Here is a 25,135-nt window from a genome sequence, read left to right as displayed (position 1 = left end):
CGAGGGCGACCGACGGCAATGGTCCGGACCAATATGACCCCGCTGACACGCTCACATCAAGAGGGCGGGCAGGAGGGGCGGGCAGGAGGGTGGGCGAAGGGGTGGCCGCTGGTGACCGGTGCGGGGCGTTCCGTATGCTGAAGGTCCTCATGGCTGAACTTCCCTCGAGGGCTCGGGAGTTCATGCCCTCGGCGTGGGCCGCTGTCGTCGCTGATCCCGCGCCGGACGCGGGTGGCCCGGGGCCTGGGTCCGTCAGGGAGTCAGGCCCCCGGCCGCCGGCGGACGTCCGGGGCCACCCCGCCGTGTCACCGCCGGTGTGCACCGTACGGACCCCTCTGGTGGCAGCATGATCGGACGGCCAGCAGATTGGGCTGAGTGTTCGCCGGTGCGGTGCACGGTGCGTGACCGCCGGGTCCGATCCCCGGCTCGCCGGTGGACGCGTGTCCGTGTCCCCGACGTGAGGCCCCGAATCGTGCGATCGTACGCGCTGACGCTGGCCGCGGCAGGAGCCGCCCTGCTCGCCCCGACGAGCCCGCCGCCCCCGCCGCCACCCGTCCCGGAGGAGCCGAGGGTGAGTCAGGAGGCCGACGTCACCGCCGCGGAACTGCTGGCCAAGGTGAACAGATGCGCCCAGGTCTCCGGGGGCCGCTACCGCACGGACAGCGGCCGGCCCGCGACCGTGCCGGTCTGCGGGACCGAGGAGGCGGTGTTCTGGAAGGCCGACATGGACATCGACTGCGACGGCCGCCCCACCGCCCGCTGCAGCCGCCGCACGGACCCGCACTTCTCCTCCGCCACCGCGTTCACCCAGTCCGACGGCCGCTATCTGAGCGCCGAGAAGCTGCCCTACATCGTGGTGCCGACGCCGAGCACCATATGGGACTACCGGGACCACGGGATCCGCGGCGGCTCGCTCGCCGCCGTCATCCACCAGGGCCGGGTGCGGTACGCGGTCGTCGGCGACGTCGGCCCGTACGACATCATCGGTGAGGCGTCGTACGCCGCCGCCGAGGCGCTCGGAATCCCCGCCGACCCCCGCTCCGGGGGCGCCGCGTCCGGGGTCACCTACATCGTCTTCAAGGACCAGGCGGTCAAGCCCATCGAGGACGCGGCCGAGGCCGTCCGCACCGGGGAGCGCGTGGCCAGGAAGTTCACGCGCGGACGGTGACGGACAGGGGCACCAACCGGCACCCCCTTGGCGCTCACACCTTCCGGTAGCTGTACGCGTCCGCCGCGGCCGCCTCCACCGCCGCGAGGTCGGCGCCCGTCGCCGCCGTCACGACCGCGGCCACCGCGCCCTCCACGAACGGCGCGTCCACCAGCCGGGTGTTCTCCGGCAGTTCGTCGCCCTCGGCCAGCAACGCCTTCACGGTGAGGACCGCGCTCCCCAGGTCGGTGAGGACCGCGACGCCGGCACCCCGGTCCACCGACGCGGCCGCCGCCGCGATCAGCTCGGCGCTCGTGCCCAGCTCACCGCCCTCGGTGCCGCCCGCGGGGGCCACGGGCACATCGGTCCCGCCGCCCGCCAGCTTCTGCGCCAGCTCGGCCACCGACGCGGCCACCTGCGCGCTGTGCGAGACCAGCACGATGCCGACCGGTCGGCCTTCCTTCGCCTCACTCATCGGACGCCTCCACGAGAGCCTCCACGAGCAGCGCCGAGGACGTGGCGCCCGGGTCCTGGTGCCCGATGCTGCGCTCCCCGAGATAGCTGGCCCGTCCCTTGCGCGCCTGCATCGGCGTCGTCGCGACGGCACCCTCCCGCGCGGCCGTCGCCGCCGCGGCGAACCCGTCGCCCAGCGCCTCCACGGCGGGGACGAGGGCGTCGAGCATGGTCGCGTCGCCCGGAGCGGCGCCCCCGAGCGCCATGACCGCGTCGACCCCGGTGCGCAGGGCCTGCGCGAGCTGCTCGGCGCCGACCTCGGCCGCGTCGCCCAGCGCCTTGCCGGTACGGCGCAGCAGCGTGCCGTACAGCGGCCCGGACGCCCCGCCCACCGTGGAGATGAGCTGCCGTCCGGCCAGGATCAGGACCGCGCCGGGCGTCTGCGGCTGCTCCTTCTCCAGCGCCGCCGTGACGGCTGTGAACCCGCGCTGCAGATTGCTGCCGTGGTCGGCGTCGCCGATGGGGGAGTCGAGGGCGGTGAGGTTCTCCGCCTCGCGGTCCACGGAGGCGGCGGTCGCCGTCATCCAACGGCGGAAGAAGTCGGCGTCGAGCACTTGATCTCCTTGCGTGGCAGGTGGCTCGTGTTCGTACGGCCCCGGATCACATGCCCCAGCGCAGGCCCGGTGTGCTCACCGGCGCGTCCCACAGCCGCAGCAGCTCCTCGTCGACCTGGCACAGGGTGACCGAGGCACCGGCCATGTCCAGCGAGGTGACGTAGTTGCCCACCAGCGTGCGCGCGACCGCGACCTCGCGCTCGGCGAGCACCCGCTGCACCTCGGCGTTGAAGCCGTACAGCTCCAGCAGCGGGGTGGCGCCCATGCCGTTGACCAGGACGAGGACCGGGTTGCGCGGGGTCATGTCGTCCAGGATGGCGCCGACCGCGAAGTCCGCGATCTCGCCCGAGGTCATCATCGCCCGCCGCTCGCGGCCGGGCTCGCCGTGGATGCCGATGCCCAGCTCCAGCTCGCCGGTGGGCAGGTCGAAGGTGGGGCTGCCCTTGGCGGGCGTGGTGACGGCGCTCAGCGCGACGCCGAAGCTGCGCGCGTTCTCGTTGACCTGCCGTCCGACGGCCTCCACCCGCTCCAGCGGCTGCCCCTCGTCGGCGGCGGCCCCGGCGATCTTCTCCACGAACAGGGTCGCGCCCGTGCCGCGCCGCCCGGCCGTGTAGAGGCTGTCGGTCACCGCGACGTCGTCGTTGACGAGCACCTTGCCGACCTGCACGCCCTCGTCCTCGGCGAGTTCGGCGGCCATGTCGAAGTTGAGGACGTCGCCCGTGTAGTTCTTCACGATGAAGAGCACCCCGGCCCCGCTGTCCACGGCGGCCGCGGCCCGCACCATCTGGTCCGGCACCGGGGAGGTGAACACCTCGCCGGGACAGGCCGCCGACAGCATGCCGGGACCGACGAATCCGCCGTGCAGCGGCTCGTGCCCCGAACCGCCGCCGGAGATCAGCCCGACCTTGCCCGCGACGGGGGCGTCCCGCCGTACGATCACCCGGTTCTCCACGTCGACGACCAGCTCGGGGTGCGCGGCGGCCATCCCGCGCAGCGCGTCCGCGACCACGGTCTCCGCGACGTTGATCAGCATCTTCATGAGTACCTCCCGGGAAGCTCACCAGGTGACCTGGCGACTTGCGTCTGGGCTGTTCGGAGTGGGTACGGGGCAACGATCGCACGCGGGGCCCGTGGAAGTCCCGCTGTCGGAAGTATCGACCTTGTGGCTGCGCCGGTCACCTCCACGGGCGTCCCGGTGTCCCGGGGGACCCCCGGCCGCGTGGGTCAGAAGGCCGGGTTGACGCCGTCGCGGTCCTGCTGCGCCCTGTGCGCGGCGAGCAGCCCGCCCGGCCAGCTCGACGGGGGTGCCTTCTCCGGGCGCCGGAGCGCCTGTGCCACCACCGCGGCGCTCAGCGCGGCCTCGATGTCCTGGCGCGGGAAGGCGGCGAGGGCGGCGGCCAGGGTCTCCTCGTCGCCGGGCGGGATCAGGTCGGTGTGCCCGAAGTCGGCCAGGACGCCCTCCCGGACCAGCCGGGGCAAGGTACCCATCCGCTCCGCGATGCCCGGGGAGGTGTGCAGCGCGATCGCCTCCCAGACGCTCCGCACGAGCGGCTCCGGCCAGTCGTACGCCGCCAGGAACGCGCGGGCCGCGTCGGCGCCCTCCACCTCGAACCGCTGCGGCCCGTCGTGGACGGCGGCCGTGCCGGAGTCGTGGAACAGACAGGCCACCGCGAGGGCTTCGCGCTCGATGCCGTCGACACCCTCCCGTCGGCCGATGTGGTCGGCCAGCAGCCACACCCGCACGCTGTGGTGGAGGATCGGCGGGTCGAGCACCTCGCGCACATGCGCGTGGGCGGCGTCCGCGACGGCCCCCGGGAAGGCGATCGGCATGGCGCGGCCTCCTGTTCCCCGGGCCGGGGGAGAGGTGTGCCTCCGCGAGAGCGCGGCCCGGCGTCAGGTCGATGGTCCCAAACGCCGCCCGAGGTCGCGTTCGGCGCCGTCCGGCTGCTGCAGACCGGCGTCGAAGAGCCGTTTGACGCGGGCGCTGTTCTCCGGCCGCCCCGAGGTGCGGAAGAACGCGGCCAGGGCCTCGGCGAACTCCTCGACGGGCGGCTCGGTGACCGCGTCGACCAGGGCCTTGGTCTCGGACACCGCGACCTTGTCGAATCCGGCGACGCGGCGCGCGAAGGCGTCCACGACGTCCTCCAGCCGGTCCTCCGGCACCACGCGGTTGACGTAGCCGTACGCCGCCGCCAGGTCGGCGGGGAAGTCGTCGGCGCCCAGCAGCACCTCCAGCGCCCGTCCCCGCCCCAGCAGCCGGGCCAGCCGTCCGGCGGGGTTCCCGCCGGGCACCGAGCCGACACCGACCTCGAAGTGCCCGAGGACGGCGCGGGGCCCGGCGAACCGGACGTCGGTCGCCAGGACGAACTCGCTGCCGGCGCCCCGGGCCCGACCGGCGATCTCGCTGACGGTGAGGGCGGGCACCCGGGCCAGCCGGTACATGTTGTCGGCGTACGGATGCAGCCCGGAGGCGGCCGGGCTCATCGCGGCCACCCGGGCGGTGTCGGACAGCATGTCCCAGTGCGCCATGAAGAAGTCCTCATGGGCGCTGCGGAAGACGACGACCGTGAGATCGGGCGCCTGTTCGATACGGGTGATCAGCTCCGCGAGCTGCTCCACGGTGTCGGGGTCGACCAGGTTGATCGCGCCGTTGGAGAAGGTCACGCGCCAGTAGGACGGCGTGACCTCCTGAACGGCGAACTGCTCGGCGGCGCTCATGTGCTCCGGCCCTTCGTGAGGGGTCATCGCTCGTGACTGTGCCCGGCCGGGGCGTCCCGCCCCACCCGACCGCCTCCGTCAGGGTGACGCGGGAGACACCCGGGAGACACGGCGTTTACTTGACGTGTCAATTAAACGGAGTTACCTTCTCGATGTGGTAATTGCTTGACGAATCAAGCTTTCTCGGTGCGCACCGTACGCGCGCACCACCGCACACCACTCCACGGAAGGTCCTCATGACCAAGATCGGAATCATCATCGGCAGCACGCGCCCGGGCCGGAACGGTGAGGCCGTGGCCCGCTGGGTGCACGAGGTCGCCGCCGAGCGCACCGACGCCGAGTTCGAGATCGTCGACCTGCTGGACTACGAGCTCCCCGTCCTCGACGAGGCGTACCCGGCGTCCCTGGGCAACTACACGCAGCCGCACACCCGGGCCTGGGCCGAGAAGATCGCCTCGCTGGACGGCTTCGTCATCGTGACGCCGGAGTACAACCGCTCCGTGCCGGGCGCCCTGAAGAACGCCATCGACTTCCTCTACGCCGAGTGGAACAACAAGGCCGTCGGGTTCGTCAGCTACGGCTCGGTCGGCGGCACCCGCGCCGTGGAGCACCTGCGCGGCATCGCGGGCGAGCTCCAGATGGCCGACGTCCGCTCGCAGGTGGCGCTCTCCCTGTTCACCGACTTCGAGAACTTCACCACCTTCACGCCGGCCGCCATCCAGCGGGACACCCTGGTGACCACGCTCGACCAGGTCGTGGCCTGGTCCACGGCGCTGGCCCCGCTGCGCACCGGCGCCTGACGCACGGCCGCCCCGGCACCCGCATCAGCGGTGCCGGGGCGGCCGCTGCCGGTCAGTCGTCCGCGGCGACGCGCTCCAGGACCCGGGCCGCGGCGGCGATGTCACAGCCCTCGAGGCGGGAGAAGATGTGCCGGCGCACACTCGCGAGGTTGGTCGGCCAGGCCAGCTCCAGCCGCTCCCAGCCCTCGTCGGTGAGGCTCGCCAGCCAGGCCCGGCCGTCGTCCGGGCACTTCTCGCGCAGCACCAGCGACTGCGCCTCCAGGCGCTTCACCACGCGGGTGACACCGCTCAGGGAGAGCCCGCACATCCGGGCCAGATCGCTCATCCGCAGATGGTTCCCGGGAGCCTCGGACAGATGCACCAGCACGGTGTACTCGCTGCTGGTGATCGGCTGCTCCTTGGCCATGTCGGCGTCCACGACGCGCGGCAGGTACGCCATCACGCGTCCCAGCGCGCGGAGGAACGCCTCCTCGTCCTGGTCGAGCGGCTCGACCGCCGTCGTATCTGCCATGAACACAGTCTATTGCGCACAACCGACCGCCAGTTCCGGCCGCCGCCGCGCTACAGGACCTTCAGCAGTTCGGCCGCCAGGGCCTCCGCCGAAGCCGGGTTCTGCCCGGTGTAGAGGTTGCGGTCGACCACCGTGTACGGCTTCCACATGTCGCCGCGGACGAAGTCCACGCCGAGCACCTTCAGCTCGTCCTCCAGCAGCCACCGCGCCCGGGAGGCCAGCCCGACGCCTTCCTCCTCGTCGTTGGTGAAGCCGGTGACCCGGTAGCCCGCGAACGGGGACACACCGCGGATCCTGGTCGACAGCATCGCGGCCGGCGCGTGGCAGACCACGGCCAGCGGCTTGCCCGAGGCGAGGGCCGCGGTCAGCAGCCGTCCCGCGTCGGGGTCCTCCCAGAGGTCCTCCATCGGTCCGTGGCCGCCCGGGAAGTACACGGCGTCGTAGTCCTCCAGCCGCGCGTCGGACAACTGGAGCGGGCGCCGCATCTCCTCCGCGGAGCGGATGATCTGCTCCAGTTCGAGGGCGGTCTCGGCGCTCCCGGCCATGTCGGGGCGCAGACTCATCATGTCGACGGTCGGGACCACACCGCGGGGCGTCGCCACCGTGACCCGGTGACCGGCGTCCGTGAACGCCCGGTAGGGGGCGGCGAACTCCTCGGCCCAGTAGCCGGTCGCGTGCCTGGTCCCGTCCTTGAGCGTCCAGTAGGAGGCTCCGGATATCACAAACAGCAGCTTCGCGCTCATGGTCACTCCCGCCGTCACAGCGCCGTTCCGGACAGGGCGCGCGCCACGCTCACGGAGGGAGTCACGGCCACGAACCCCACTGCCCCATGCTGCTCCCCTTGCTCGTGAGCCGCACACCGTGAGGGCCCCTGGGCCGCACACCGTGAGCCGCACGCCGTGTGGGGTCTCAGGGGCGCAGGTGCACCCACGATCCATGCGGCGCGGTCCGCAGCAGCGAGGACAGGCCCGCCTCGTGGAAGGCGAGTTCCAGGTCGGTGAACCCTTCCGAGAAGTGGGCCCAGCCGTCGTAGTGGGCCGGCACCACCACGTCGGCGCCGAGGACGGCCGCCGCGGCGGCGGCCCGCCGGCTGTCGAGGGACAGCGGCCGTCCGTCGTACTTCACCGGCACCCGGGCGGCCCCGGCGTGCAGCACGGCCGCCGTGATGTCCGGGACACGACGGGAGATCTCCGCCACGACCCGGATCGAGGCGTTGTCGCCGCTGACGTACAGCGTCGGAAGCCCCTCACCGGACAGGACGAAGCCGGTGACCTCGCAGTTGACGTTCCCGTCGGCGTCGCGCCCGGCGTCCTCCGGGCCGTGCACCGCGGGCACCGCGAGCACCGTGAGGTCGCCGTGGCCGTCGCCGCGCGGGAGGGAGTGGCTCGTCCAGGGGGCCAGCCCGTGCGCCGGCGGCCCGAGCCTGGACGCGGTGACGGGCCCGGTCAGGACCAGCGGCGCCGTCAGCGCGAACGCGCGGCCCCGTTCGTCGAGGTTGTCCGGGTGCAGATCGTGGCTGACCAGGACGAGGTCCACCGGGCCCACGGCCGCCTCGGTGCGGGCCGGTCCCGCCGTCTTGGTGAGATAGCCGTGCGGGCCCGCCGCGTCGAAGGTCGGATCGCTCACGATGCGCAGCCCGCCCATGTCGATGACGGCGGTCGGTCCACCCAGGACCGCGACCGCGCAGTCCTGGCGGGCGAGTGGCGTGGTCGTCATGGGCGGCTCCGTCCGGGTGATCGTCCTGCTCCAGAATCTACGGCACCACCGGTGCGTCCCGCGCGAGGGCGACCCGGCGAAGACCGCTTCCGACGGCGTGTGTTCAGCGGTCCCATCGCGTTCCCGTGCCCTCCCGCAGGGCCGTCAGGGCGTCGCCCACCGCCGTGATCTGCTCCGGCGTGAGCGGGGCCACGAACAGCTCGCGGATCGCGACCAGATGGGGCAGTGCCGCCGCCCGGAACGCCCGGGCGCCCTCGTCGGTGAGCACCACCTCGGCGCCCCGGCTGTCGGTGGCGCACTCCTCACGCCGTACGAGACCCCGGCGCTCCATGCGTCCCAGCTGGTGGGAGAGCCGGCTGCGCTCCCAGCCGAGGGTGCGGGCCAGCGCGGAGGGCCGCAGCCGCAGGCCGTCCGCCTCGCTGAGCGCCAGCAGTGTCCCGTAGTCGCCGGGAGACAGGGCCGAGTCCTTCTGCAGGCGTGCGGCCAGCTCGGTGCGGAGCGCCTGCGCGGTCTCGACGAAGTCCCGCCAGATCCGCAGCTCCTCGGTCGTCGGGTAGGCCCGGCGTCTGCCGTCCATCCCGCCCCCTTTCGTTTGACGAGTCAAGTATCGTTCGTTGATGCTTGACGTGTCAAGCAATGGCGGGTGGCGCCCCGATGCCCGCCCGACCATCCGTCCGAAGGAGCCCGCCCATGACCACCGCGACCGACCCGTCCGACCTCGTACTCGGCCTCGACACCTTCGGTGACGTGCCCGTGGACGACGCCGGAGTCCCGCTCACCGACGCCGCGGCGATCCGGCAGGTCGTCGACGAAGCCGTCCTGGCCGACGGCATCGGCGTCGACGTGCTCGCCGTGGGGGAGCACCACCGCCCCGAGTGGGCCGTGTCCACCCCGGAGACCGTGCTCGCGGGCATCGCCACGCGCACCAGCCGTATCCGCCTGTCCTCCGGGGTGACCGTCCTCAGCTCGGACGACCCGGTCCGGGTCTTCCAGCGGTTCGCCACGGTCGACGCACTGTCCCACGGCCGCGCCGAGGTCATCCTCGGCCGCGGCTCCTCGACCGAGTCGTTCCCCCTCTTCGGCTACGACCTCGCCGACTACGAGGTGCTGTTCGAGGAGAAGCTCGACCTGTTCGTGCGCCTTCTGGAGGAGCGGCCCGTCACCTGGGAGGGCACGGTGCGCGCCCCGCTGCGGGACGCCCAGGTGCTCCCCCGGACCGAGTCCGGGCGCCTCACCACCTGGGTCGGCGTCGGGGGATCGCCCCAGTCCGTGGTGCGCACCGCACGGCACGGCCTCGCGATGATGCTCGCGATCATCGGCGGCCCGCCGGAGCGCTTCGTCCCGTACGTGGACCTCTACCGGCAGGCCGCCGACCAGCTCGGCACCACCGCCCACCCGGTCGGCATGCACTCGCCGGGCTTCGTCGCCGACACCGACGAGGAAGCCCGCGAGCTGTACTGGCAGCCGTATCGGGAGATCCGCGACCGCATCGGTGCCCAGCGCGGCTGGCCCCCGCTGCGACGCCGCGAGTTCGAGGCCGAGATCGGGCACGGCTCGCTCTACATCGGCTCGCCCGAGACGGTCGCCCGCAAGATCGCCGCCAACGTCCGCAAGCTCGGCGTCGGCCGGTTCGACCTCCTCTACACCTCCGGCGCGCTGCCGGCCGGCGCCCGGCTCCGCGCGGTCGAGCTGTACGGCACCAAGGTCATCCCGATGGTCCGCGACCTCCTGGCCGACTGACCGCGAAGGAACCGAAGGAGAACGGAAGGAGATCCGATGGACACGGACATCCGCACGATCGGCATCCTCGGCGCGGGCAAGCTCGGTACCGTCCTGGCCCGGCTCGCCCTCGCGGCGGGCTTCCGCGTGCTCATCGCGGGGTCGAAGGAGGCCGAGGCCATCGCCCTCACCGTGAACGTCCTGGCGCCCGGAGCGGTCCCGGTGACCGCCGCCGAGGCCGCCTCCGGGGCCGACGTGGTGATCCTGGCCCTGCCGCTCGGCCGGTACCGGAGCCTCCCGGTGGAGGCGCTGCGGGGCCGGCTGATCATCGATGCCATGAACTACTGGTGGGAGGCCGACGGCATCCGCGACGACCTCGGGGACCCGCGCCGCTCCACCAGCGCGATGGTCCAGGCGTTCCTGCCGGACGCCCGTGTGGTCAAGGCGTTCAACCACATGGGCTACCACGACCTCGAGAGCGGGGCCCGGCCCGGCGGCGCCGCCGACCGCAAGGCGATCGCCGTCGCCGGTGACGGCCCCGGGGACCTGGCCCTGGTGGCCGGGCTGGTCCGGGCGCTCGGCTTCGACGCCGTCGCGGCGGGGACCCTCGCCGACGGCGTGCGGCTCCAGCCGGGCACCGAGTCCTTCGGCGCGTACGTCGACGCCGCTGAACTGCGCGCCATGCTGGACCGGTTCCCGCAGACGGAACTCGGCCGGGCGGTGACGAAAGCGCGCGCGTCCGGCGAGGCCGCCTGAATCCGGGAATGGATCGGTCGCGGGTGTGGTTGCAGCAGGTGCTTGACGTGTCAAGCAAATAAGGCGGGAGGGCACACCCCCGCCGGGACGCCCCGGCCGACGGGGCCTCCGTCCCCATCGCGTGGCACACACCCGCGCCACGCACCTCACACTCAGGAGCAGTGCCATGGGAACACTCGATGGCAAGGTGGCGCTCATCACCGGCACCGCCGGCGGCATGGGCCGCGTCGCGGCGCTCGTCTTCGCCCGCGAGGGCGCCCGGATCGTCGGTACCGACATCCAGGCCGAGGCCGACGCGGAGACCGTCGACCTCGTCCGCCGCGCGGGCGGCGAGATGACGAGCGTCGCCCCGATCGACCTCACCGACCCCGACGCGGTACGACGGCTGGCCGACGAGGCCGCCGCGGCGTACGGCGGCCTCGACGTGGTCTACAACAACGCGGCGATGCAGCGCTTCGGCCCGATGCCGGACTTCTCGATGGAGGACTGGCACGCCACCGTCGCCGGCGAACTCGACATCCCCTTCCTCGTGTCGAAGTACACCTGGCCGCACCTGGTCCGACGCGGCGGCGGGGTCATCATCAACATCGCCTCCGAGGCCGGGCTGATCGCCGGTGCCACCCCTCCGATGGTCGCCCACACGGCCGCCAACGCCGGCGTCATCGGCATGACGCGGCAACTCGCGCTGGAGGGCGCCCCGCACGGCATCCGCGCGGTGGCGATCAGCCCAGGACCGGTGCTGACCCCGGCCAGCGACCGTGACCTCGGCGACAACCAGGCGGCCAGGGACGCGATCACCAGCAAGACGCTCCTCAAGCGCTTCGCCCGCCCCGAGGAGATCGTCGAACTCGCCGCGTTCCTCGCCTCGGACCGGGCGGGCTACATCACCGGCGCAAACTACCCCGTCGACGGCGGCGCGAGCGCCTGGTGACCGGCGCGGTCCCCGTGCCCGCCGCCGCGCGTCCGGCGGCCGGGCACGGGGCCGCGGGGCGGGGCCTTCCGCGTCAAGTGGTGGCGGCCGGTCGGGCGATATAGCTTCGTAGGGACCGCCGCGGGCCGCCGGACCGCCTCGTCACCGACCGGTCGCCGGCCCCCGGGAGCACCCGGCCGGGAAGGTACGCGCATGAAGGTGGAAGGCTCCGTCGCGTTCGTCACCGGCGCCAACCGCGGGCTCGGGGAGCAGTTCGTCCGGGCCCTGTTCGACGCCGGGGCCGCCAAGGTCTACGCCGGAGCGCGTGATCCCGCGAAGGTCACCGTGCCGGAGGCCGAACCGGTCGCCGTGGACATCACCGACCACGCGTCCGTCCTCGCCGCGGCCGATCTCGCCGAGGACGTCACTCTTCTGATCAACAACGCCGGCTCCACGACCCGGGCGCACATCCTCACCTCCGAACTGGACTCCTTCCGCACGGAGTTCGAGACCCATGTGCTCGGCACCCTCGCCATGAGCCGGGCCTTCGCCCCGATCCTCGGCCGCAACGGCGGGGGCGCCCTCGTCAACGTGCTGTCCGTCCTGTCCTGGGTGTCGATCGTCCCCAGCGCCGGGTACGCCGCGGCCAAGTCCGCCGAGTGGTCGGTGACCAACGCGTTGCGGCTCGCCCTCGCGGGCCAGGGGACGCAGGTCACCGCCCTGCACGTCAGCTACCTCGCCACGGAGATGGCGGCGGCCGTCCCGGGACCGAAGGCCGACCCCGCGGTGGTGGCCCGGACCACCCTGGAGGGGGTCGAGGCGGGGCTGCTCGAGGTGGCCGCCGACGACGTCAGCCGACGGGTCCAGAGGGCGCTGTCCCAGGGCGCCGGGGCGCTCTACCCCGAGCTGGGCGGCGGCCCGTCCCTGCTCTGACCGCCCACGCCGGTCGCCCACGCCGGCCGCCCGGGACTTTCGGCCCATAGGCGGCACTCCGGTGACGGGACAGGCTCGGCGGGTACCCATGAGCGGATCCCGCCGGAGCGCGGGACCGCCGTGACAGGGAGGTGAGCAGGCCGTGGGCCTCAGGATCCGCGCCGCCGGGCCGGCAGGGCACCACCGGGACGGCCCACCGGCACCGCGTCCCGCGTTCACCCGTCCGGCTCCGTCCCTCACCCGTCCGGGACGGCGACCATGACCGCCCCCGAGGGGTCTCTCGCCCCCGTCCTGCGGGACGTCGACGCCGTCGTCTTCGACACCGACGGGGTGATCACCGAGTCCGCCACCGTGCACGCCGCCGCATGGAAGGAGGCCTTCGACGCCTACCTGCGCGCACACCCGCCCGCCGACCCCGCCGCACGCCGCCCGTTCGACGTACGGGACGACTATCTGCGGCACGTGGACGGCAGGCCCCGGCTCGACGGGGCGGCCGCCTTCCTCGCCGCACGCGGCGTCGACGCCACCCCCGAGACCGTCCAGGAGGTCGCGGCGGTCAAGGAACGCCTGTTCACCGACCGGCTCCGCGAACGGGGCGTCGACGCCTACCCGGGGACCGTACGGCTGGTGCGGGAGCTGCGGGCGGCGGGCGTGCCCCGGGCCGCCGCCTCCGCGTCCCGGCACGCCGGGGAACTGCTGAGCCGCGCCGGTGTGCTCGACCTGTTCGACGCCCTCGTGGACGGCGGCGAGGCGGCCCGGCTGGGCCTCGCCGGCAAGCCGGAGCCCGACCTGTTCCTGGAGGCGGCCGCCCGGCTCGGCGTGCCCGCCGGACGGGCCGCCGTCGTCGAGGACGCCCTGGCCGGGGTGGAGGCGGGGCGGCGCGGCGGCTTCGCCCTCGTCGTGGGCGTGGACCGGGCGGCCGGCGAGGGCACCGCCGCGCGCCTGCTGCGGCACGGCGCCGACATCGTCGTACGCGACCTCGGGGAACTCTGTGCGGGAGGAGAGCCGAAGTGACGGACGTGGGCACGGACGCCGGGGCGGACGGCTGGAGCTGGGAGTACGAGGGCTACAAGGCCGCCGACGAGCGGCTGCGGGAGTCCCTGTGCACGCTCGGCAACGGCTACTTCGCCACCCGGGGCGCGCTCCCCGAGTGCGACGCCGACGACGTCCACTACCCGGGGACCTATGTGGCCGGCATCTACAACCGCCTCACCTCGGAGGTCGCCGGCCGCACCGTGGAGAACGAGGACATGGTCAACGTCCCCAACTGGCTTCCGCTGCGTTACCGCCTGCCCGACGGCGACTGGATCGACCCCGACTCGACGGAGGTGCTGGAGCACCGGCAGGGCCTCGACCTGGCCGCGGGCGTGCTGGAGCGCGTGACCCGGTACGACCTGGGCGGCGGACGGACACTGACGGTGCGTCAACGCCGTCTTGTACATATGGCCGACCCCCATGTGGCCGCGCTGCGCACCGAGTTCACCGCCGAGGGCCTCTCCGGCCCGCTGGAGGTCGAGGCGGCTCTGGACGGGGGAGTGACCAACTCGGGCGTGGCGCGCTACCGGGACCTCGACGGGCACCACCTCACCCACGTCCACACCGGCGTCTCCACCGAGGACTCGGTCTGGCTGCGCTGCCGCACCCGCACGTCCGACGTCCGTATCGGCCTCGCCGCCCGGTTCACGGCAGGCGCCCTCGTCACGGTCCGCCGCGAGACGTCCCGCATCGTCCAGTGCGTCACGCTCGACCTCGCGCCCGGCCGCACCGCCACCGTCGACAAGACCGTCGCGCTGCACACCTCCCACGACCCGGCCATCAGCGACCCGCTGCACGCCGCCGTCGACCGTGTCGCCCGGGCGCCCGGCTTCGACGCGCTGACCGCCACCCACCGCGTCGCCTGGGGCCAGCTGTGGCGCCGCGCAGAACTCGAGGTGCCCGGCGAACCCGGCCGCATCCTGCGACTGCACCTCTTCCACGTCCTGCAGACCCTCTCCCCGCACACCGCCGACCTCGACGTCGGCGTGCCCGCGCGCGGCCTGCACGGCGAGGCCTACCGCGGGCACGTCTTCTGGGACGAGCTGTTCGTCCTGCCCTTCCTCAACCTGCACTTCCCGGAGGTCTCCCGCGCCCTGCTGCACTACCGCCACCGGCGCCTCGAACAGGCCTGCACCACCGCCGCGCGGGCCGGCCGGCGCGGCGCGATGTACCCGTGGCAGAGCGGCAGCGACGGACGCGAGGAGACCCAGCAGCTCCACCTCAACCCGCGCTCGGGACGCTGGCTGCCCGACCACTCCTGGCTCCAGCACCATGTGGGCTCCGCCATCGCCTACAACGTGTGGCAGTACTGCGAGGCCAGCGGCGACATGGAGTTCCTGCACACCAAGGGCGCCGAGATGCTGCTGCAGATCGCGCGCTTCTGGGCGGACAAGGCCGAGTACGACGACGAACTGGGCCGGCACCGCATCAAGGGGGTCGTCGGACCCGACGAGTACCACGAGGCCTACCCGGACGCCGACACCCCGGGCCTCGACGACAACGCGTACACGAACGTCACCGTGGCCTGGGTGCTGGCCCGCACGCTCGACCTGATGGACATGCTGCCCGAGCCGCGCCGCCGCGAACTCGCCGAGCGGACCGCCCTGGACGCGGGCGAGCTCGAACGGTGGCAGGAGGTCTCCCGCACCCTGCACCTGCCGTTCCACGACGGTGTCATCAGCCAGTTCGAGGGCTACGGCGACCTGGCCGAACTGGACTGGCAGGGGTACCGGGAGCGATACGGCGACATCCGGCGCCTCGACCGGATCCTGGAGGCCGAGGGCGACACCGTCAACCGCTACAAGGCGTCCAAGCAGGCCGACGTGCTGATGCTCGGCTATCTGTTCTCGCCGTCCGAACTGGGCTCGCTCTTCCGCCGGTTGGGGCACCTGCTGAACGAGGGCGTCTGGCGGCGCACCGTCGAGTACTACCTGCACCGCACCAGTCACGGCTCCACCCTCAGCGGCCTGGTCCACGGCTGGGTGCTGGCCCGGTGCCGGCGAAGCGACGCGTGGGCGTTCGTCCAGGAGGCCCTCCAGGGCGACATCGCCGACGTCCAGGGCGGCACCACCGGCGAGGGCATCCACCTCGGCGCCATGGCCGGCACCCTGGACCTCGTCCAGCGCGGGGTGACCGGTCTGGAGACGCGCGACGGCGCGCTGCGCCTGGACCCCGTCCCGCTGCCCGAGCTGTCCTCGTACGGCTTCTCGCTGCTCTACCAGGGCAACTGGGGCGTACGGCTGCGCCTCGAGCGGGGCCTGCTGGAGATCGCGGTCCCGTCCTCCGACATCTCCCCGATCACCATCCGCCTGCCGGACCGCGAGGTGTCGGTGGAGCCCGGCGACACGGCCCGGCTCGTCCTCCCCGACTGACCCGCCGCCGCGGGGCCGGGCCGTGCGGGACACCCGCCGCGGGGCGACCCTGGAAGGGCGGGGGAGTGGCCCGGAGCGCGTGCGGCCGGTGCCGCGGTCTCGCGGCCTTCCGCCGGAAAGGGGAACACGATGGACGGTGCCGGCCCGGTAGTGGTGGGCGTGGACGGCTCGCCGTCGAGCCTCGCGGCGGTGGAGGCCGCCGCCCGCGAGGCCCGCGCGCACGGGGTGGGCCTGCGCGTGGTGCACGCGTTCGGCCGGCCGCCCGCACGCATACCGGTCGGCGGCCGCCTCTGGGAGCCCTCCTCGGCGGCCGGGGTGCCCCAGCTCATCGACGGCACGCTCGGCGAGGCCGAACAGCGGGCCCGTGCCATCGCCCCCGGTGCCCCCGTGGAGCACGAGGTCGTCGTCGGCGACCCCGTGGAGGTGCTGGAGATCGAGTCGCGCACCGCGTCCCTGCTCGTCCTCGGCAGCCGGGGCCAGGGCCGCTTCGGCGCCCTGCGGGTGGGGTCCACGACCGGGCACCTCGCCGCGCACGCCTCCTGCCCGGTCCTGGTCATGCGCGACGATCCGCATCCGTCAGGGCCGGTCCTGCTCGCCGTCGACGGCTCGCCCGCCGCCCGGGGCGCCGTCGAGTTCGCCTTCGCGCAGGCCTCTTGGCACGGCAGGCCCCTGGTGGCAGTGCACGTGTGGAGCACCCGGACCGAGCGCGCCTACGCCTCACCGGCCGACCCGCCGTTCGTCACGTACGACGAGGGGCGGCTGCACGACGAGGAGGAGCGGGTGCTCGCCGAGGCCCTCGGCGGGCTCGGCGACCGGTACCCGGACGTGCCCGTCGAGCGCCGGCTGGTGCGCGGCAGGGTCCGGCACACCCTGATCGAGGCCGGCGCGGACGCCGGGCTCCTCGTGGTCGGCGCCCGCGGCCGGGGCGGGTTCGCCGGTCTGCTCCTGGGCTCGGTCAGCCAGGCCGTCCTGCACCACGCGCCGTGCCCGGTGGCCGTCGTCCGCGCCCGCCCCGTGTGACGCCGGGGTTCAGAGACGGGCCGCGTGGTCCGGGACGTAGGTGCGCAGCTCGCGGGGCGGGCGCTGGTAGCCGGTCGACTCCGGCCGCTCTGGCAGTTCGATGACCGGCGGTGGGACCTCGTCGTAGGGCAGGGAGTCCAGCAGGTGGGCGATCATGTTCACGCGCGCCCGGCGCTTGTCGTCGCTCTCGACGACGTACCAGGGGGCCTCGGTGATGTCGGTGTGGACCATCATCTCGTCCTTGGCCCGCGAGTAGCCCTCCCAGCGGGTGATCGACTCCAGGTCCATGGGGGACAGCTTCCAGCGGCGCAGCGGGTCCTGAAGACGCCGCCGGAACCGCTCCTGCTGCTCCTCGTCGCTCACCGAGAACCAGTACTTGCGCAGCAGGATCCCGTCCTCCACCAGCATCCGCTCGAACAGCGGGCACTGCCGCAGGAACAGCTCGTACTCCTCCTCGGTGCAGAACCCCATGACGTGCTCGACGCCCGCACGGTTGTACCAGCTGCGGTCGAACAGCACGATCTCGCCGGCGGCCGGCAGATGCTCGATGTACCGCTGGAAGTACCACTGGGTGCGCTGGCGCTCGGTCGGCCGGGGCAGGGCCGCGATCCGGGCCACCCGGGGATTGAGATGCTCCGTGACGCGTTTGATCGTGCCCCCCTTGCCCGCGGCGTCCCGGCCCTCGAAGACCACGACCAGCCGGGCCCCCTCCGCGCGCACCCACTCCTGGAGCTTCACCAGCTCCGTCTGCAGCCGCAGCAGCTCCTTCTCGTACGTCTTGCGCGGCAGCTTCCCCGTCTTGTCGCCGGACATGGCGTCTCCCCACTACCCGATCCCGGACACCGGAACTGCACCGTACTGAGCGGGCCCGCCGGGCGCACGCCGGAGGCGGCCGGCGCGGTGCACGACGACGGCGCGGACCCCGGGCACTCCCGGGATCCGCGCCGTGCGACGGTTCGTCACGAGGTGCGGTCGCCCTTCGGGCGGCCCCGCTGGTCCGGGGTGCCGTGCGGCGGCGGGCCGAAGGGCTGCGGCGACGTCGCGGGCGACACCGGGGAGCCGGCGCGGCGCCCGCCGCTCTCGGGCCGCAGGGCGCCCGGATCGCCCGAGGTCGGCTCGGCGCCGGAGTGCAGCTGGTCGAGCCGGGCGTCCAGCAGTTCCGTCACCGGGAGGCGGTCGCCGTGGGAGTGCTCGTAGGCGAGCAGCTCCTCCACCTCACCGGCGGTCAGCGACCGCACCCGGCTCCGCAGACCGCCGAGCGGCAGATGGTCGTAGTCGGGCAACGGCAGTGCGTCGTGGGAACGGTCGGACATGGTGCTCACTTCCCTGTGGACGACTGCGTCGACTGACAGGTGCGCGCCCGGCGCGGACGGGACGGGCGTCAGCCCGAGCCGCCGCTGCCGAACGAACCGCTGCGGCCCTCGTCCCAGCGGCGCCGCCCCTCGAGCGAGCTGTCGCGGGAGGAGACGTTGCCGCCACCGGGCATCTCGTGCGGGCTCAGCCGCTCGTCGCCGCGGGGCACCTCGTCGGGCTCACGGTGCTCGCGGATCTCGTGGACCGCGCCTTCCGCGGGCAGCCTCGGCTGCTCCTCGGGGCGCGGACGGGGCGGCTCCCTGCGCTTGGAGCGCACACCCAGGGCGAAGGCGCCGATCAGCAGCGCCACGAGGACCAGGCCGACCACGGCCAGTCCGATACCCAGGGCACCTTCTGCGGCGATGTCCGTCGATGCGATGTTCATGGCCGGCGGGTACCCCCGGACTCCCGGGTGAACCCGCCGGCGACTCCCGGGTGAACCCGCCGGCGCCGGCCGCGGGCGCGGGTTTGACGCCGGGCGGCCGGGGCTACCCGGCCCACGTGACATCGACGGCATCGCAGCAAGAACTCGTCCGGTTCCTGGAGGACCGCTTCACCTGTGCCCAGGCCTGCACGGAGTGCGCCCGGGCGTGCGCGCTGCGTGCCAGCCTCGTCGACCCGGACGGGGCCGAGGACCACGAACTGCTGCGCCGCAAGGGCATCCTGTGCGCCGAGGTCTGCGACGCGACCTGCCGGATGCTGTCCGACCAGGGCCACTTCGACAAGGACGCCGAGGACACGCTGCGGATGCAGCTGGAGTGGACCCGGACGGTCTGTCTGGAGAGCGCGCAGGTGTTCGAACGGCACCCGGAGGCGGAGGAGACCGCGCGGGCCTGCCGCGCGTGTGCCCGGGCCTGCACCGACTTCATGACGCTGCTCGCCTGACATCGGCCCCGCCGATCCCGCCCCCGCGGATCGCGGACCCTCCCCGCCATTCCCAATTTCTGGAACACGTTCTACGGTGTGCGCCGACAGGACCAGCCCTGGGAGCCTGGAGGCGCCGTGCACCTCGCATACACGCCCGAGCAGCAGCGGCTGCGCAGCGAACTGCGCGCCTACTTCGCCACGTTGGTGCCGGACACCCCGATCCCGCCCGGCGACCACGCCGCCCAGAAACGGCACTACCGCGCCACGATCCGGCGGCTCGGCGCGGACGGCCGGCTCGGCGTCGGCTGGCCCGAGGAGTACGGCGGACGCGGACTGACCGCCCTCGAGCAGTTCGTCTTCTTCGACGAGGCCGCCCAGGCCGGCGTCCCCCTGCCGCTGATGGCGCTCAACACCGTCGGACCCACGATCATGCGGTACGGCACCGACGAGCAGAAGGCGTACTTCCTGCCGAGGATCCTCTCCGGCGACATCGACTTCGCCATCGGCTACAGCGAACCCGAGGCCGGCACCGACCTCGCCGCGTTACGCACCCGCGCGGTCCGCGACGGCGACCACTACGTCGTGAACGGGCAGAAGATCTGGACCACCAACGGCGACACCGCCGACTGGGTGTGGCTCGCGGTGCGCACCGACCCGGACGCCCCGCCGCACAAGGGCATCACCATGCTCCTGGTGCCGACCACCGACCCCGGCTACTCCTGCACCCTCATCCACACCCTCGCCTCCCACGACACCACGGCCAGCCACTACGAGAACATCCGCGTCCCCGTCTCCCGCCGCGTCGGCGAGGAGAACCAGGGCTGGCGCCTGATCACCAACCAGCTCAACCACGAGCGCGTCACCCTCGCCGCCCACGGCACCATGGCCGTCCGCGCGCTGCACGACGTCCAGCGCTGGGCCATGGAGACCAAGCTCGCCGACGGCCGCCGGGTGATCGACCTGCCCTGGGTGCGCCGCCGCCTCGCCCAGACCCACACCCGGCTCGACGCCCTCAGGCTGCTGAACTGGAAGATGGTCAGCGCCGTCGAGGACGGCAGCCTCACCCCGCAGGACGCCTCCGCCGTCAAGGTCTACGGCTCCGAGGCCCGCCGAGACGCCTACGCCTGGCTGATGGAGGTCGTCGCCGCGCCCGGCGCCCTGAAGGAGGGCTCGGCGGGCGCCGTCCTGAAGGGCGAACTGGAACGCGGCTACCGCTCGGCGGTCATCTTCACTTTCGGCGGCGGCAACAACGAGATCCAGCGCGAGATCATCGCCTGGATCGGGCTGGGGATGCCGCGGGTGCGCCGGTAGCCTGCCGGTATGGGCGATCCAGGGCTCTTCACGCCGCACTCGGTCACCTGGCAGATGCACGGCGACCCCATGATGTGGGTCGCCGGGATCCGCGCCCTCTACCTGCAGGCACTGCACCCGCGCGCCCTGCGCGGCGTCCTGCAGAACTCCGACTTCCGCCGGGACGCCTGGGGCCGGCTGCTGCGCACCGCCGACTTCGTCGGCACCATCACCTACGGCACCACGGAAGCCGCCGAGAAGGCGGGCGCCCGGGTCCGGAAGATCCACCGCATGCTGGGCGCCACCGACCCCGACACCGGCGAGCGGTACGGCGTCGACGAACCCGCGCTGCTGCTGTGGGTGCACTGCGCCGAGATCGACTCCTACCTCCAGGTCGCACGCCGCTCCGGGTTCCCGCTCACCGACGGCCAGGCCGACCGCTACATCGCCGAACACCGGGTCAGCGCCCGCCTGGTGGGCCTCGACCCCGACGCCGTACCCGGCGACCGGAAGGAGATGGCGGCGTACTTCGAGCGGGTGCGGCCCGAGCTGTCCTGCGGGCGCGAGGCACGCGTCGTGGAGGACTTCCTGCTCCGTCCGCCGACGCACCCCCTCCTCGTCCCGGCGCGCGAGGTGCTGTGGCGGCGCGTGTCCCGGCTGGCGTACGCCGCTCTGCCGCCGTACGCCCACGAACTGTACGGAAGACCGGTCCCGCAACCCGCCGTCGTCACCCGGCGGTTGCGTGCCACCGGCACCGCGCTGCGCTGTGTTCCCGCACGTCTGCGCTGGCAACTGCCGCCCAAACACATCCTGCGTGCCATGGACCGCCTCGGTCCCGGTGCCCGCCCGGCGCCGTACAAACTCGGACGATAGCTCGCCATACTGGACGAGCCGGGAGGGCGGACCACACGGGGGGCGAGCGCGGCAGATGGGGGAAAGCAGGCTGATCCAGGGGCGGTACCGGCTGCTCGATCCGATCGGGCGGGGCGGTATGGGGGAGGTGTGGCGGGCCCGCGACGAGTCGCTGGGCCGGCAGGTCGCCGTCAAGTGCCTCAAGCCGCTGGGGCCGCACCACGACACGTCGTTCATGCGGGTCCTGCGCGAGCGGTTCCGCCGCGAGGCCCGGGTGGCGGCCGCGCTCCAGCACCGCGGGGTGACGGTCGTCCACGACTTCGGCGAGTCCGACGGGCTGCTGTTCCTCGTGATGGAGCTGCTGGAGGGCCGCAACCTCAGCCAGCTCCTGGAGGACAACCGGCACCACCCGCTGCCCGTCGCGGACGTCGTCGACATCGCCGAGCAGGTCGCCGCCGCCCTCGCCTACACCCATCAGCAGGGCATCGTGCACCGCGATCTGAAGCCGGCGAACATCATGCGGCTCGCCGACGGCACCGTGAAGATCTGCGACTTCGGCATAGCGCGCCTCGCCCACGACATCGGGTTCACCTCCCGGCTCACCGGCACGGGGGTCGCCATGGGCACCCCCCATTACATGTCGCCGGAGCAGATCGGCGGCGAGGAGGTCGACCGGCGCAGCGACCTGTACTCCCTGGGCTGCGTCCTGTACGAGATCGCCACCGGCGTCCCGCCGTTCGACCTCGACGACCCCTGGGCGGTCCTCGTCGGGCACCGGGACACCCCGCCCCGGCCCCCGCGCAGCCACCGCGCCGACCTCCCCGGATACCTGGAGAAGGTCATCCTGGACCTGCTCGCCAAGCGCCCGGAGGAACGCCCGCACGACGGCCGTGAACTGGTCCGCCGGATCGGCCTCGGCCGGACGACCCCGGAGTACGTGCCCACCGTGGTGACCGAGCGGCCCGGGACCGGACCCGCGCGGCCCGCAGGCCGATCCCCGCGCCTGCCGTCCTGGACCCGGGGCATGACCACCGGCCACAAGGCCACCGGCGCCGGCCTGCGCACCACACCCCCCGACGCCGCGGCCGGACTCACCGGCGAATGGATCCCCCGGCCTTCCGGCACCGCCCCCGCGGTCGCCGCGCTCACCGCGCTGGCCGGACGGCACCACGCCGGGCTCAGCCTCGGCCGCATGGGCCGCTGGACGGAGGCCCGCGAGGTGCACCGGACGGTGGCCGCCGAACGCGAACGCCTCCTCGGCCCCGACCACCCCGACACCCTCGCCAGCCGCTACGAACTCGCCTTCACCCTCAGCCGTACCGGCCGCGCCGCCGACGCGCTGCGCGAGTACAAGCACGTCGCCCGCGCCCGCAGCCTCGCGCTCGGCCCCGACCACCCCGAGACGCTCGCCGCACGCCAGGAGATGGCCTACGTCCTCGGCCAGTTGGGCCGGCACCTCGACGCGCACCAGGTCTACACCTCGGTGCTGGCCGACCGGGAGCGCGCGATGGGCGCCGACCACCCCGACACCCTGCGCTGCCGCCACAACCTCGCCTTCAACCTCAGCAGACTCGGCCGCCCCGAGGACTCCCACCGCATGGCCGGGGAGGTGGCCGCCGCCCGTGCCCGCGTCCTCGGCCCGCACCACCCCGACACCCTGGTCACCCGCTACGAGGTGGCGTACGCGCTGGGCCAGCTGGGGCGCTGGGAGGAGGCTCTGGAGACCTACCGCGAGGTCGCCGACGCCCGCGCACACGCCCTCGGCCCCGACCACCCCGACACCCTCGCCGCCCGCTACGAGGTCGGCATCAGCCTCGGCCGCCTCGGCCGCAGCGCGGAGGCGCTCCAGCTCTACCGCGCCCTCGTCGACGACCGCACCCGGGTGCACGGCCCCGCCCACCCGGAGGCCCTGCGGGCCCGCCACGGCCTCGGCGTCAACCTCGGCCGGCTGGGCCGCTGGGAGGAGGCGCTCGCCGAGGCCCGCGACGTGTGCGCGATCCGCGAGCGCGTCCTCGGCGCGGATCCCCCCGACACACTGGTCAGCCGCCGCGAGGTCGCCGTCGGCCTGGGCTGGCTGGGCCGCTGGCCGGACGCCCTGTCCGAGTACCGTCGGGTGGCCGACGCCCGCGAACGGGTCCTGGGCGCGGACCACCCCGACACCCTCGCCAGCCGCACCGACGAGGCCCACTGCCTGGAACAGCTCGGGCATGTCGCGGAGGCGGCGGAGCTGTACCGCCGGGTGGCGCTGCTGCGGCGCCAGAGCGTGTCCGAGGGCCGCTGACCCGGGCGCACCCCCTAGGGCCTCTCATTTGGATCAGGCCGGGCTCGCGGGGTCCGGGGCCGCACCTCGCCGCGTTGTCGTCGGTTGCCATGGCGCCCTCCTCCGCCTTGCGATGCACGGCACCGGACCCCGCTCCCTGATCCGGCCTGATCCAACCGAAAGACCCTGGCCCTGGCCCCAGTGGATCACCCCGTGTTACCAAGGACCATGCCCGTACACGACGCACGCCCCGGACACCGTACGTACGACGCCGTCATCGTCGGCGGAGGTCACAACGGCCTGGTCGCCGCCGCCTATCTGGCCCGGGCCGGCCGGTCCGTGCTGGTGCTGGAGCGGCTGGACCACACGGGCGGGGCGGCCGTGTCCACGCGCCCCTTCGCCGGGGTCGACGCCCGGCTCTCGCGCTACTCGTACCTGGTCAGCCTGCTGCCTGACAAGATCGTCCGCGATCTGGGGCTGAGCTTCCAGGTCCGCAAGCGGGACGTCTCCTCGTACACGCCGGTGGAACGGGACGGGCGGCCGACCGGGCTGCTGGTCGGCGGCGGGCCGGAGCGCACCCGGGAGGCGTTCGCCCGGCTGACCGGCGGCGAGCGCGAGTACGAGGCGTGGCAGCGCTTCTACGGCATGACCGGCGAGGTCGCCCGGCGGGTGTTCCCGACCCTCACCGAACCCCTGCCGAGCCGGGACGAGCTGCGCCGGCGTGTGGCCGACGACGACGCCTGGCGGGCCCTGTTCGAGGAGCCGGTCGGTGTCGCCGTCGAGGAGCGCTTCCAGGACGACCTGGTGCGGGGCGTGGTCCTCACGGACGCCCTGATCGGCACGTTCGCCGACGCCCACGACCCCTCCCTGCGGCAGAACCGCTGCTTCCTCTATCACGTGATCGGCGGCGGCACCGGCGACTGGGACGTCCCCGTCGGCGGCATGGGCGCGCTCACCGACGCCCTCGCCGAGGCGGCCCGCGCGGCCGGCGCCGTCCTGGTCACCGGACACGAGGCCGTGCGCATCGACACCGACGGCCGTACCGCCGAGGTCACCTACCGCACGGCGGACGGCGAGGGCGTCGCCGCCGCCCGCCACGTCCTGGTGAACGCCTCCCCGCAGGAGCTGGCCGCCCTCACCGGGGACCCGGCCCCGGAGCCCGCCGAGGGCGCCCAGCTGAAGGTGAACATGCTGCTGAAGCGGCTGCCCCGGCTGCGCGACACCTCCGTCGACCCCCGTGAGGCGTTCGCCGGCACCTTCCACATCGCCGAGGGCTACGAGCAACTGGCCGCGGCCCACGCCCAGGCCGCCGCCGGGGAGCTTCCCGCCGCGCCGCCGTCCGAGATCTACTGTCACTCCCTGACCGATCCGACGATCCTCGGACCCGACCTCGTCGAGAAGGGCTACCAGACGCTCACCCTGTTCGGCCTCCACACCCCCGCGCGGCTGTTCGAGAAGGACAACGACGCGGTCCGCGAGGACCTGCTGGCGTCGACGCTGGCCCAGCTGGACGCCCATCTCGCCGAACCGCTCGCCGACTGCCTGGCGACCGACGCGGACGGGCGCCCCTGCATCGAGGCGAAGACGCCTCTCGACCTCGAACGCGACCTGCGCCTGCCCGGCGGGAACATCTTCCACCGGGAGCTGTCCTGGCCGTACGCCGGCGAGTCCACCGGCCGCTGGGGCGTGGAGACCCGCCACGCGAACGTCCTGCTGTGCGGGGCGGGTGCCGTGCGCGGGGGAGGGGTGAGCGGTGTGCCGGGGCACAACGCGGCGATGGCCGTGCTGGAGGCCGGCGACGGGTCGTGA

Annotated in this window: 26 protein-coding genes; 14 read left to right on the top strand and 12 right to left on the bottom strand. The window is 73.5% G+C overall.

The window, feature by feature from the left end; all coding sequences use genetic code 11:
- Positions 1-472: 472 nt before the first annotated feature.
- Positions 473-1,168 (top strand): glycoside hydrolase family 75 protein, encoded by a 696-nt coding sequence (locus DC008_RS02905; protein ID WP_108705562.1) that lies wholly within the window; start codon positions 473-475, stop codon positions 1,166-1,168.
- 34 nt (positions 1,169-1,202) lie between these two features.
- On the opposite strand, the gene dhaM is transcribed toward DC008_RS02905, so the two are convergent.
- From dhaM to DC008_RS02880, 5 genes are all read right to left on the bottom strand, one after another.
- On the bottom strand, positions 1,203-1,622 hold the full coding sequence (dhaM, locus tag DC008_RS02900; protein ID WP_108705561.1) for a dihydroxyacetone kinase phosphoryl donor subunit DhaM: 420 nt from the start codon (positions 1,620-1,622) through the stop codon (positions 1,203-1,205).
- Positions 1,615-2,214 carry a dihydroxyacetone kinase subunit DhaL gene (gene dhaL / locus DC008_RS02895; RefSeq protein ID WP_108705560.1) on the bottom strand — a complete coding sequence of 200 codons (600 nt, stop codon included), beginning with the start codon at positions 2,212-2,214 and terminating at the stop codon, positions 1,615-1,617. Before dhaL ends, dhaM begins: the two co-directional genes overlap by 8 nt.
- A gap of 46 nt (positions 2,215-2,260) precedes the next feature.
- Positions 2,261-3,253, bottom strand: a complete 993-nt coding sequence (gene dhaK, locus DC008_RS02890) for a dihydroxyacetone kinase subunit DhaK (RefSeq protein WP_108705559.1) — start codon at positions 3,251-3,253, stop codon at positions 2,261-2,263.
- 185 nt (positions 3,254-3,438) lie between these two features.
- Positions 3,439-4,044, bottom strand: a complete 606-nt coding sequence (locus DC008_RS02885; RefSeq protein ID WP_108705558.1) for an HD domain-containing protein — start codon at positions 4,042-4,044, stop codon at positions 3,439-3,441.
- A gap of 63 nt (positions 4,045-4,107) precedes the next feature.
- A complete protein-coding gene (locus DC008_RS02880; RefSeq protein ID WP_235071683.1) occupies positions 4,108-4,959 on the bottom strand; it encodes an enoyl-CoA hydratase/isomerase family protein in 852 nt (283 codons plus the stop codon).
- A gap of 209 nt (positions 4,960-5,168) precedes the next feature.
- Here DC008_RS02880 and DC008_RS02875 point away from each other — a divergent pair, with 209 nt between their 5' ends.
- A complete protein-coding gene (locus DC008_RS02875; protein ID WP_108705556.1) occupies positions 5,169-5,732 on the top strand; it encodes an NADPH-dependent FMN reductase in 564 nt (187 codons plus the stop codon).
- Between the two features lie 52 nt (positions 5,733-5,784).
- Here the strand turns inward: DC008_RS02875 and DC008_RS02870 are convergent, their stop codons facing one another.
- The 4 genes from DC008_RS02870 to DC008_RS02855 form a co-directional block, all read right to left on the bottom strand.
- Positions 5,785-6,243 carry a MarR family winged helix-turn-helix transcriptional regulator gene (locus DC008_RS02870; RefSeq protein WP_108710539.1) on the bottom strand — a complete coding sequence of 153 codons (459 nt, stop codon included), beginning with the start codon at positions 6,241-6,243 and terminating at the stop codon, positions 5,785-5,787.
- A 50-nt stretch (positions 6,244-6,293) separates the two neighbouring features.
- Positions 6,294-6,986 carry a type 1 glutamine amidotransferase domain-containing protein gene (locus DC008_RS02865; RefSeq protein WP_108705555.1) on the bottom strand — a complete coding sequence of 231 codons (693 nt, stop codon included), beginning with the start codon at positions 6,984-6,986 and terminating at the stop codon, positions 6,294-6,296.
- 166 nt (positions 6,987-7,152) lie between these two features.
- Positions 7,153-7,959, bottom strand: coding sequence for an MBL fold metallo-hydrolase (locus tag DC008_RS02860; RefSeq protein WP_108705554.1), 807 nt, complete (start codon positions 7,957-7,959; stop codon positions 7,153-7,155).
- Positions 7,960-8,062: 103 nt separating this feature from the next.
- Positions 8,063-8,536, bottom strand: a complete 474-nt coding sequence (locus DC008_RS02855; RefSeq protein ID WP_108705553.1) for a MarR family winged helix-turn-helix transcriptional regulator — start codon at positions 8,534-8,536, stop codon at positions 8,063-8,065.
- 113 nt (positions 8,537-8,649) lie between these two features.
- Here DC008_RS02855 and DC008_RS02850 point away from each other — a divergent pair, with 113 nt between their 5' ends.
- The 7 genes from DC008_RS02850 (at position 8,650) to DC008_RS02820 (ending at position 16,704) form a co-directional block, all read left to right on the top strand.
- Entirely contained in the window at positions 8,650-9,699 is a 1,050-nt protein-coding gene (locus tag DC008_RS02850) for an LLM class flavin-dependent oxidoreductase (RefSeq protein ID WP_108705552.1), read from the top strand.
- A 36-nt stretch (positions 9,700-9,735) separates the two neighbouring features.
- Positions 9,736-10,434, top strand: a complete 699-nt coding sequence (locus DC008_RS02845; RefSeq protein WP_108705551.1) for an NADPH-dependent F420 reductase — start codon at positions 9,736-9,738, stop codon at positions 10,432-10,434.
- 166 nt (positions 10,435-10,600) lie between these two features.
- The gene (locus DC008_RS02840) at positions 10,601-11,365 is read left to right on the top strand and encodes an SDR family NAD(P)-dependent oxidoreductase (protein WP_108705550.1); all 765 of its coding nucleotides are present in this window, start codon (positions 10,601-10,603) and stop codon (positions 11,363-11,365) included.
- A 192-nt stretch (positions 11,366-11,557) separates the two neighbouring features.
- Entirely contained in the window at positions 11,558-12,277 is a 720-nt protein-coding gene (locus tag DC008_RS02835) for an SDR family oxidoreductase (RefSeq protein WP_108705549.1), read from the top strand.
- 258 nt (positions 12,278-12,535) lie between these two features.
- Positions 12,536-13,291, top strand: coding sequence for an HAD family hydrolase (locus tag DC008_RS02830; RefSeq protein ID WP_108705548.1), 756 nt, complete (start codon positions 12,536-12,538; stop codon positions 13,289-13,291).
- On the top strand, positions 13,288-15,684 hold the full coding sequence (locus DC008_RS02825; RefSeq protein WP_235071676.1) for a glycoside hydrolase family 65 protein: 2,397 nt from the start codon (positions 13,288-13,290) through the stop codon (positions 15,682-15,684). Before DC008_RS02830 ends, DC008_RS02825 begins: the two co-directional genes overlap by 4 nt.
- A 129-nt stretch (positions 15,685-15,813) precedes the next feature.
- Positions 15,814-16,704 carry a universal stress protein gene (locus tag DC008_RS02820; RefSeq protein ID WP_108705547.1) on the top strand — a complete coding sequence of 297 codons (891 nt, stop codon included), beginning with the start codon at positions 15,814-15,816 and terminating at the stop codon, positions 16,702-16,704.
- Between the two features lie 9 nt (positions 16,705-16,713).
- Here the strand turns inward: DC008_RS02820 and ppk2 are convergent, their stop codons facing one another.
- From ppk2 to DC008_RS02805, 3 genes are all read right to left on the bottom strand, one after another.
- On the bottom strand, positions 16,714-17,517 hold the full coding sequence (gene ppk2, locus DC008_RS02815; RefSeq protein ID WP_108705546.1) for a polyphosphate kinase 2: 804 nt from the start codon (positions 17,515-17,517) through the stop codon (positions 16,714-16,716).
- 146 nt (positions 17,518-17,663) lie between these two features.
- The gene (locus DC008_RS02810) at positions 17,664-18,017 is read right to left on the bottom strand and encodes a DUF8129 domain-containing protein (RefSeq protein ID WP_108705545.1); all 354 of its coding nucleotides are present in this window, start codon (positions 18,015-18,017) and stop codon (positions 17,664-17,666) included.
- Between the two features lie 68 nt (positions 18,018-18,085).
- Positions 18,086-18,442 carry a DUF6479 family protein gene (locus DC008_RS02805; protein ID WP_108705544.1) on the bottom strand — a complete coding sequence of 119 codons (357 nt, stop codon included), beginning with the start codon at positions 18,440-18,442 and terminating at the stop codon, positions 18,086-18,088.
- A gap of 116 nt (positions 18,443-18,558) precedes the next feature.
- Here DC008_RS02805 and DC008_RS02800 point away from each other — a divergent pair, with 116 nt between their 5' ends.
- The 5 genes from DC008_RS02800 to DC008_RS02780 all read left to right on the top strand — a co-directional run bounded on the left by DC008_RS02800 (position 18,559) and on the right by DC008_RS02780 (position 25,135).
- Entirely contained in the window at positions 18,559-18,942 is a 384-nt protein-coding gene (locus DC008_RS02800) for a four-helix bundle copper-binding protein (RefSeq protein WP_108710537.1), read from the top strand.
- A 117-nt stretch (positions 18,943-19,059) separates the two neighbouring features.
- Positions 19,060-20,235, top strand: a complete 1,176-nt coding sequence (locus tag DC008_RS02795; protein ID WP_108705543.1) for an acyl-CoA dehydrogenase family protein — start codon at positions 19,060-19,062, stop codon at positions 20,233-20,235.
- 9 nt (positions 20,236-20,244) lie between these two features.
- The gene (locus DC008_RS02790; protein WP_108705542.1) at positions 20,245-21,087 is read left to right on the top strand and encodes an oxygenase MpaB family protein; all 843 of its coding nucleotides are present in this window, start codon (positions 20,245-20,247) and stop codon (positions 21,085-21,087) included.
- Between the two features lie 55 nt (positions 21,088-21,142).
- The gene (locus tag DC008_RS02785; protein ID WP_108705541.1) at positions 21,143-23,347 is read left to right on the top strand and encodes a serine/threonine-protein kinase; all 2,205 of its coding nucleotides are present in this window, start codon (positions 21,143-21,145) and stop codon (positions 23,345-23,347) included.
- Between the two features lie 207 nt (positions 23,348-23,554).
- A complete protein-coding gene (locus DC008_RS02780) occupies positions 23,555-25,135 on the top strand; it encodes a phytoene desaturase family protein (protein WP_208645803.1) in 1,581 nt (526 codons plus the stop codon).

The sequence above is a fragment of the Streptomyces nigra genome (assembly GCF_003074055.1).
Lineage (GTDB): Bacteria > Actinomycetota > Actinomycetes > Streptomycetales > Streptomycetaceae > Streptomyces > Streptomyces nigra.
This window is presented reverse-complemented; position numbering and strand designations above follow the sequence as displayed.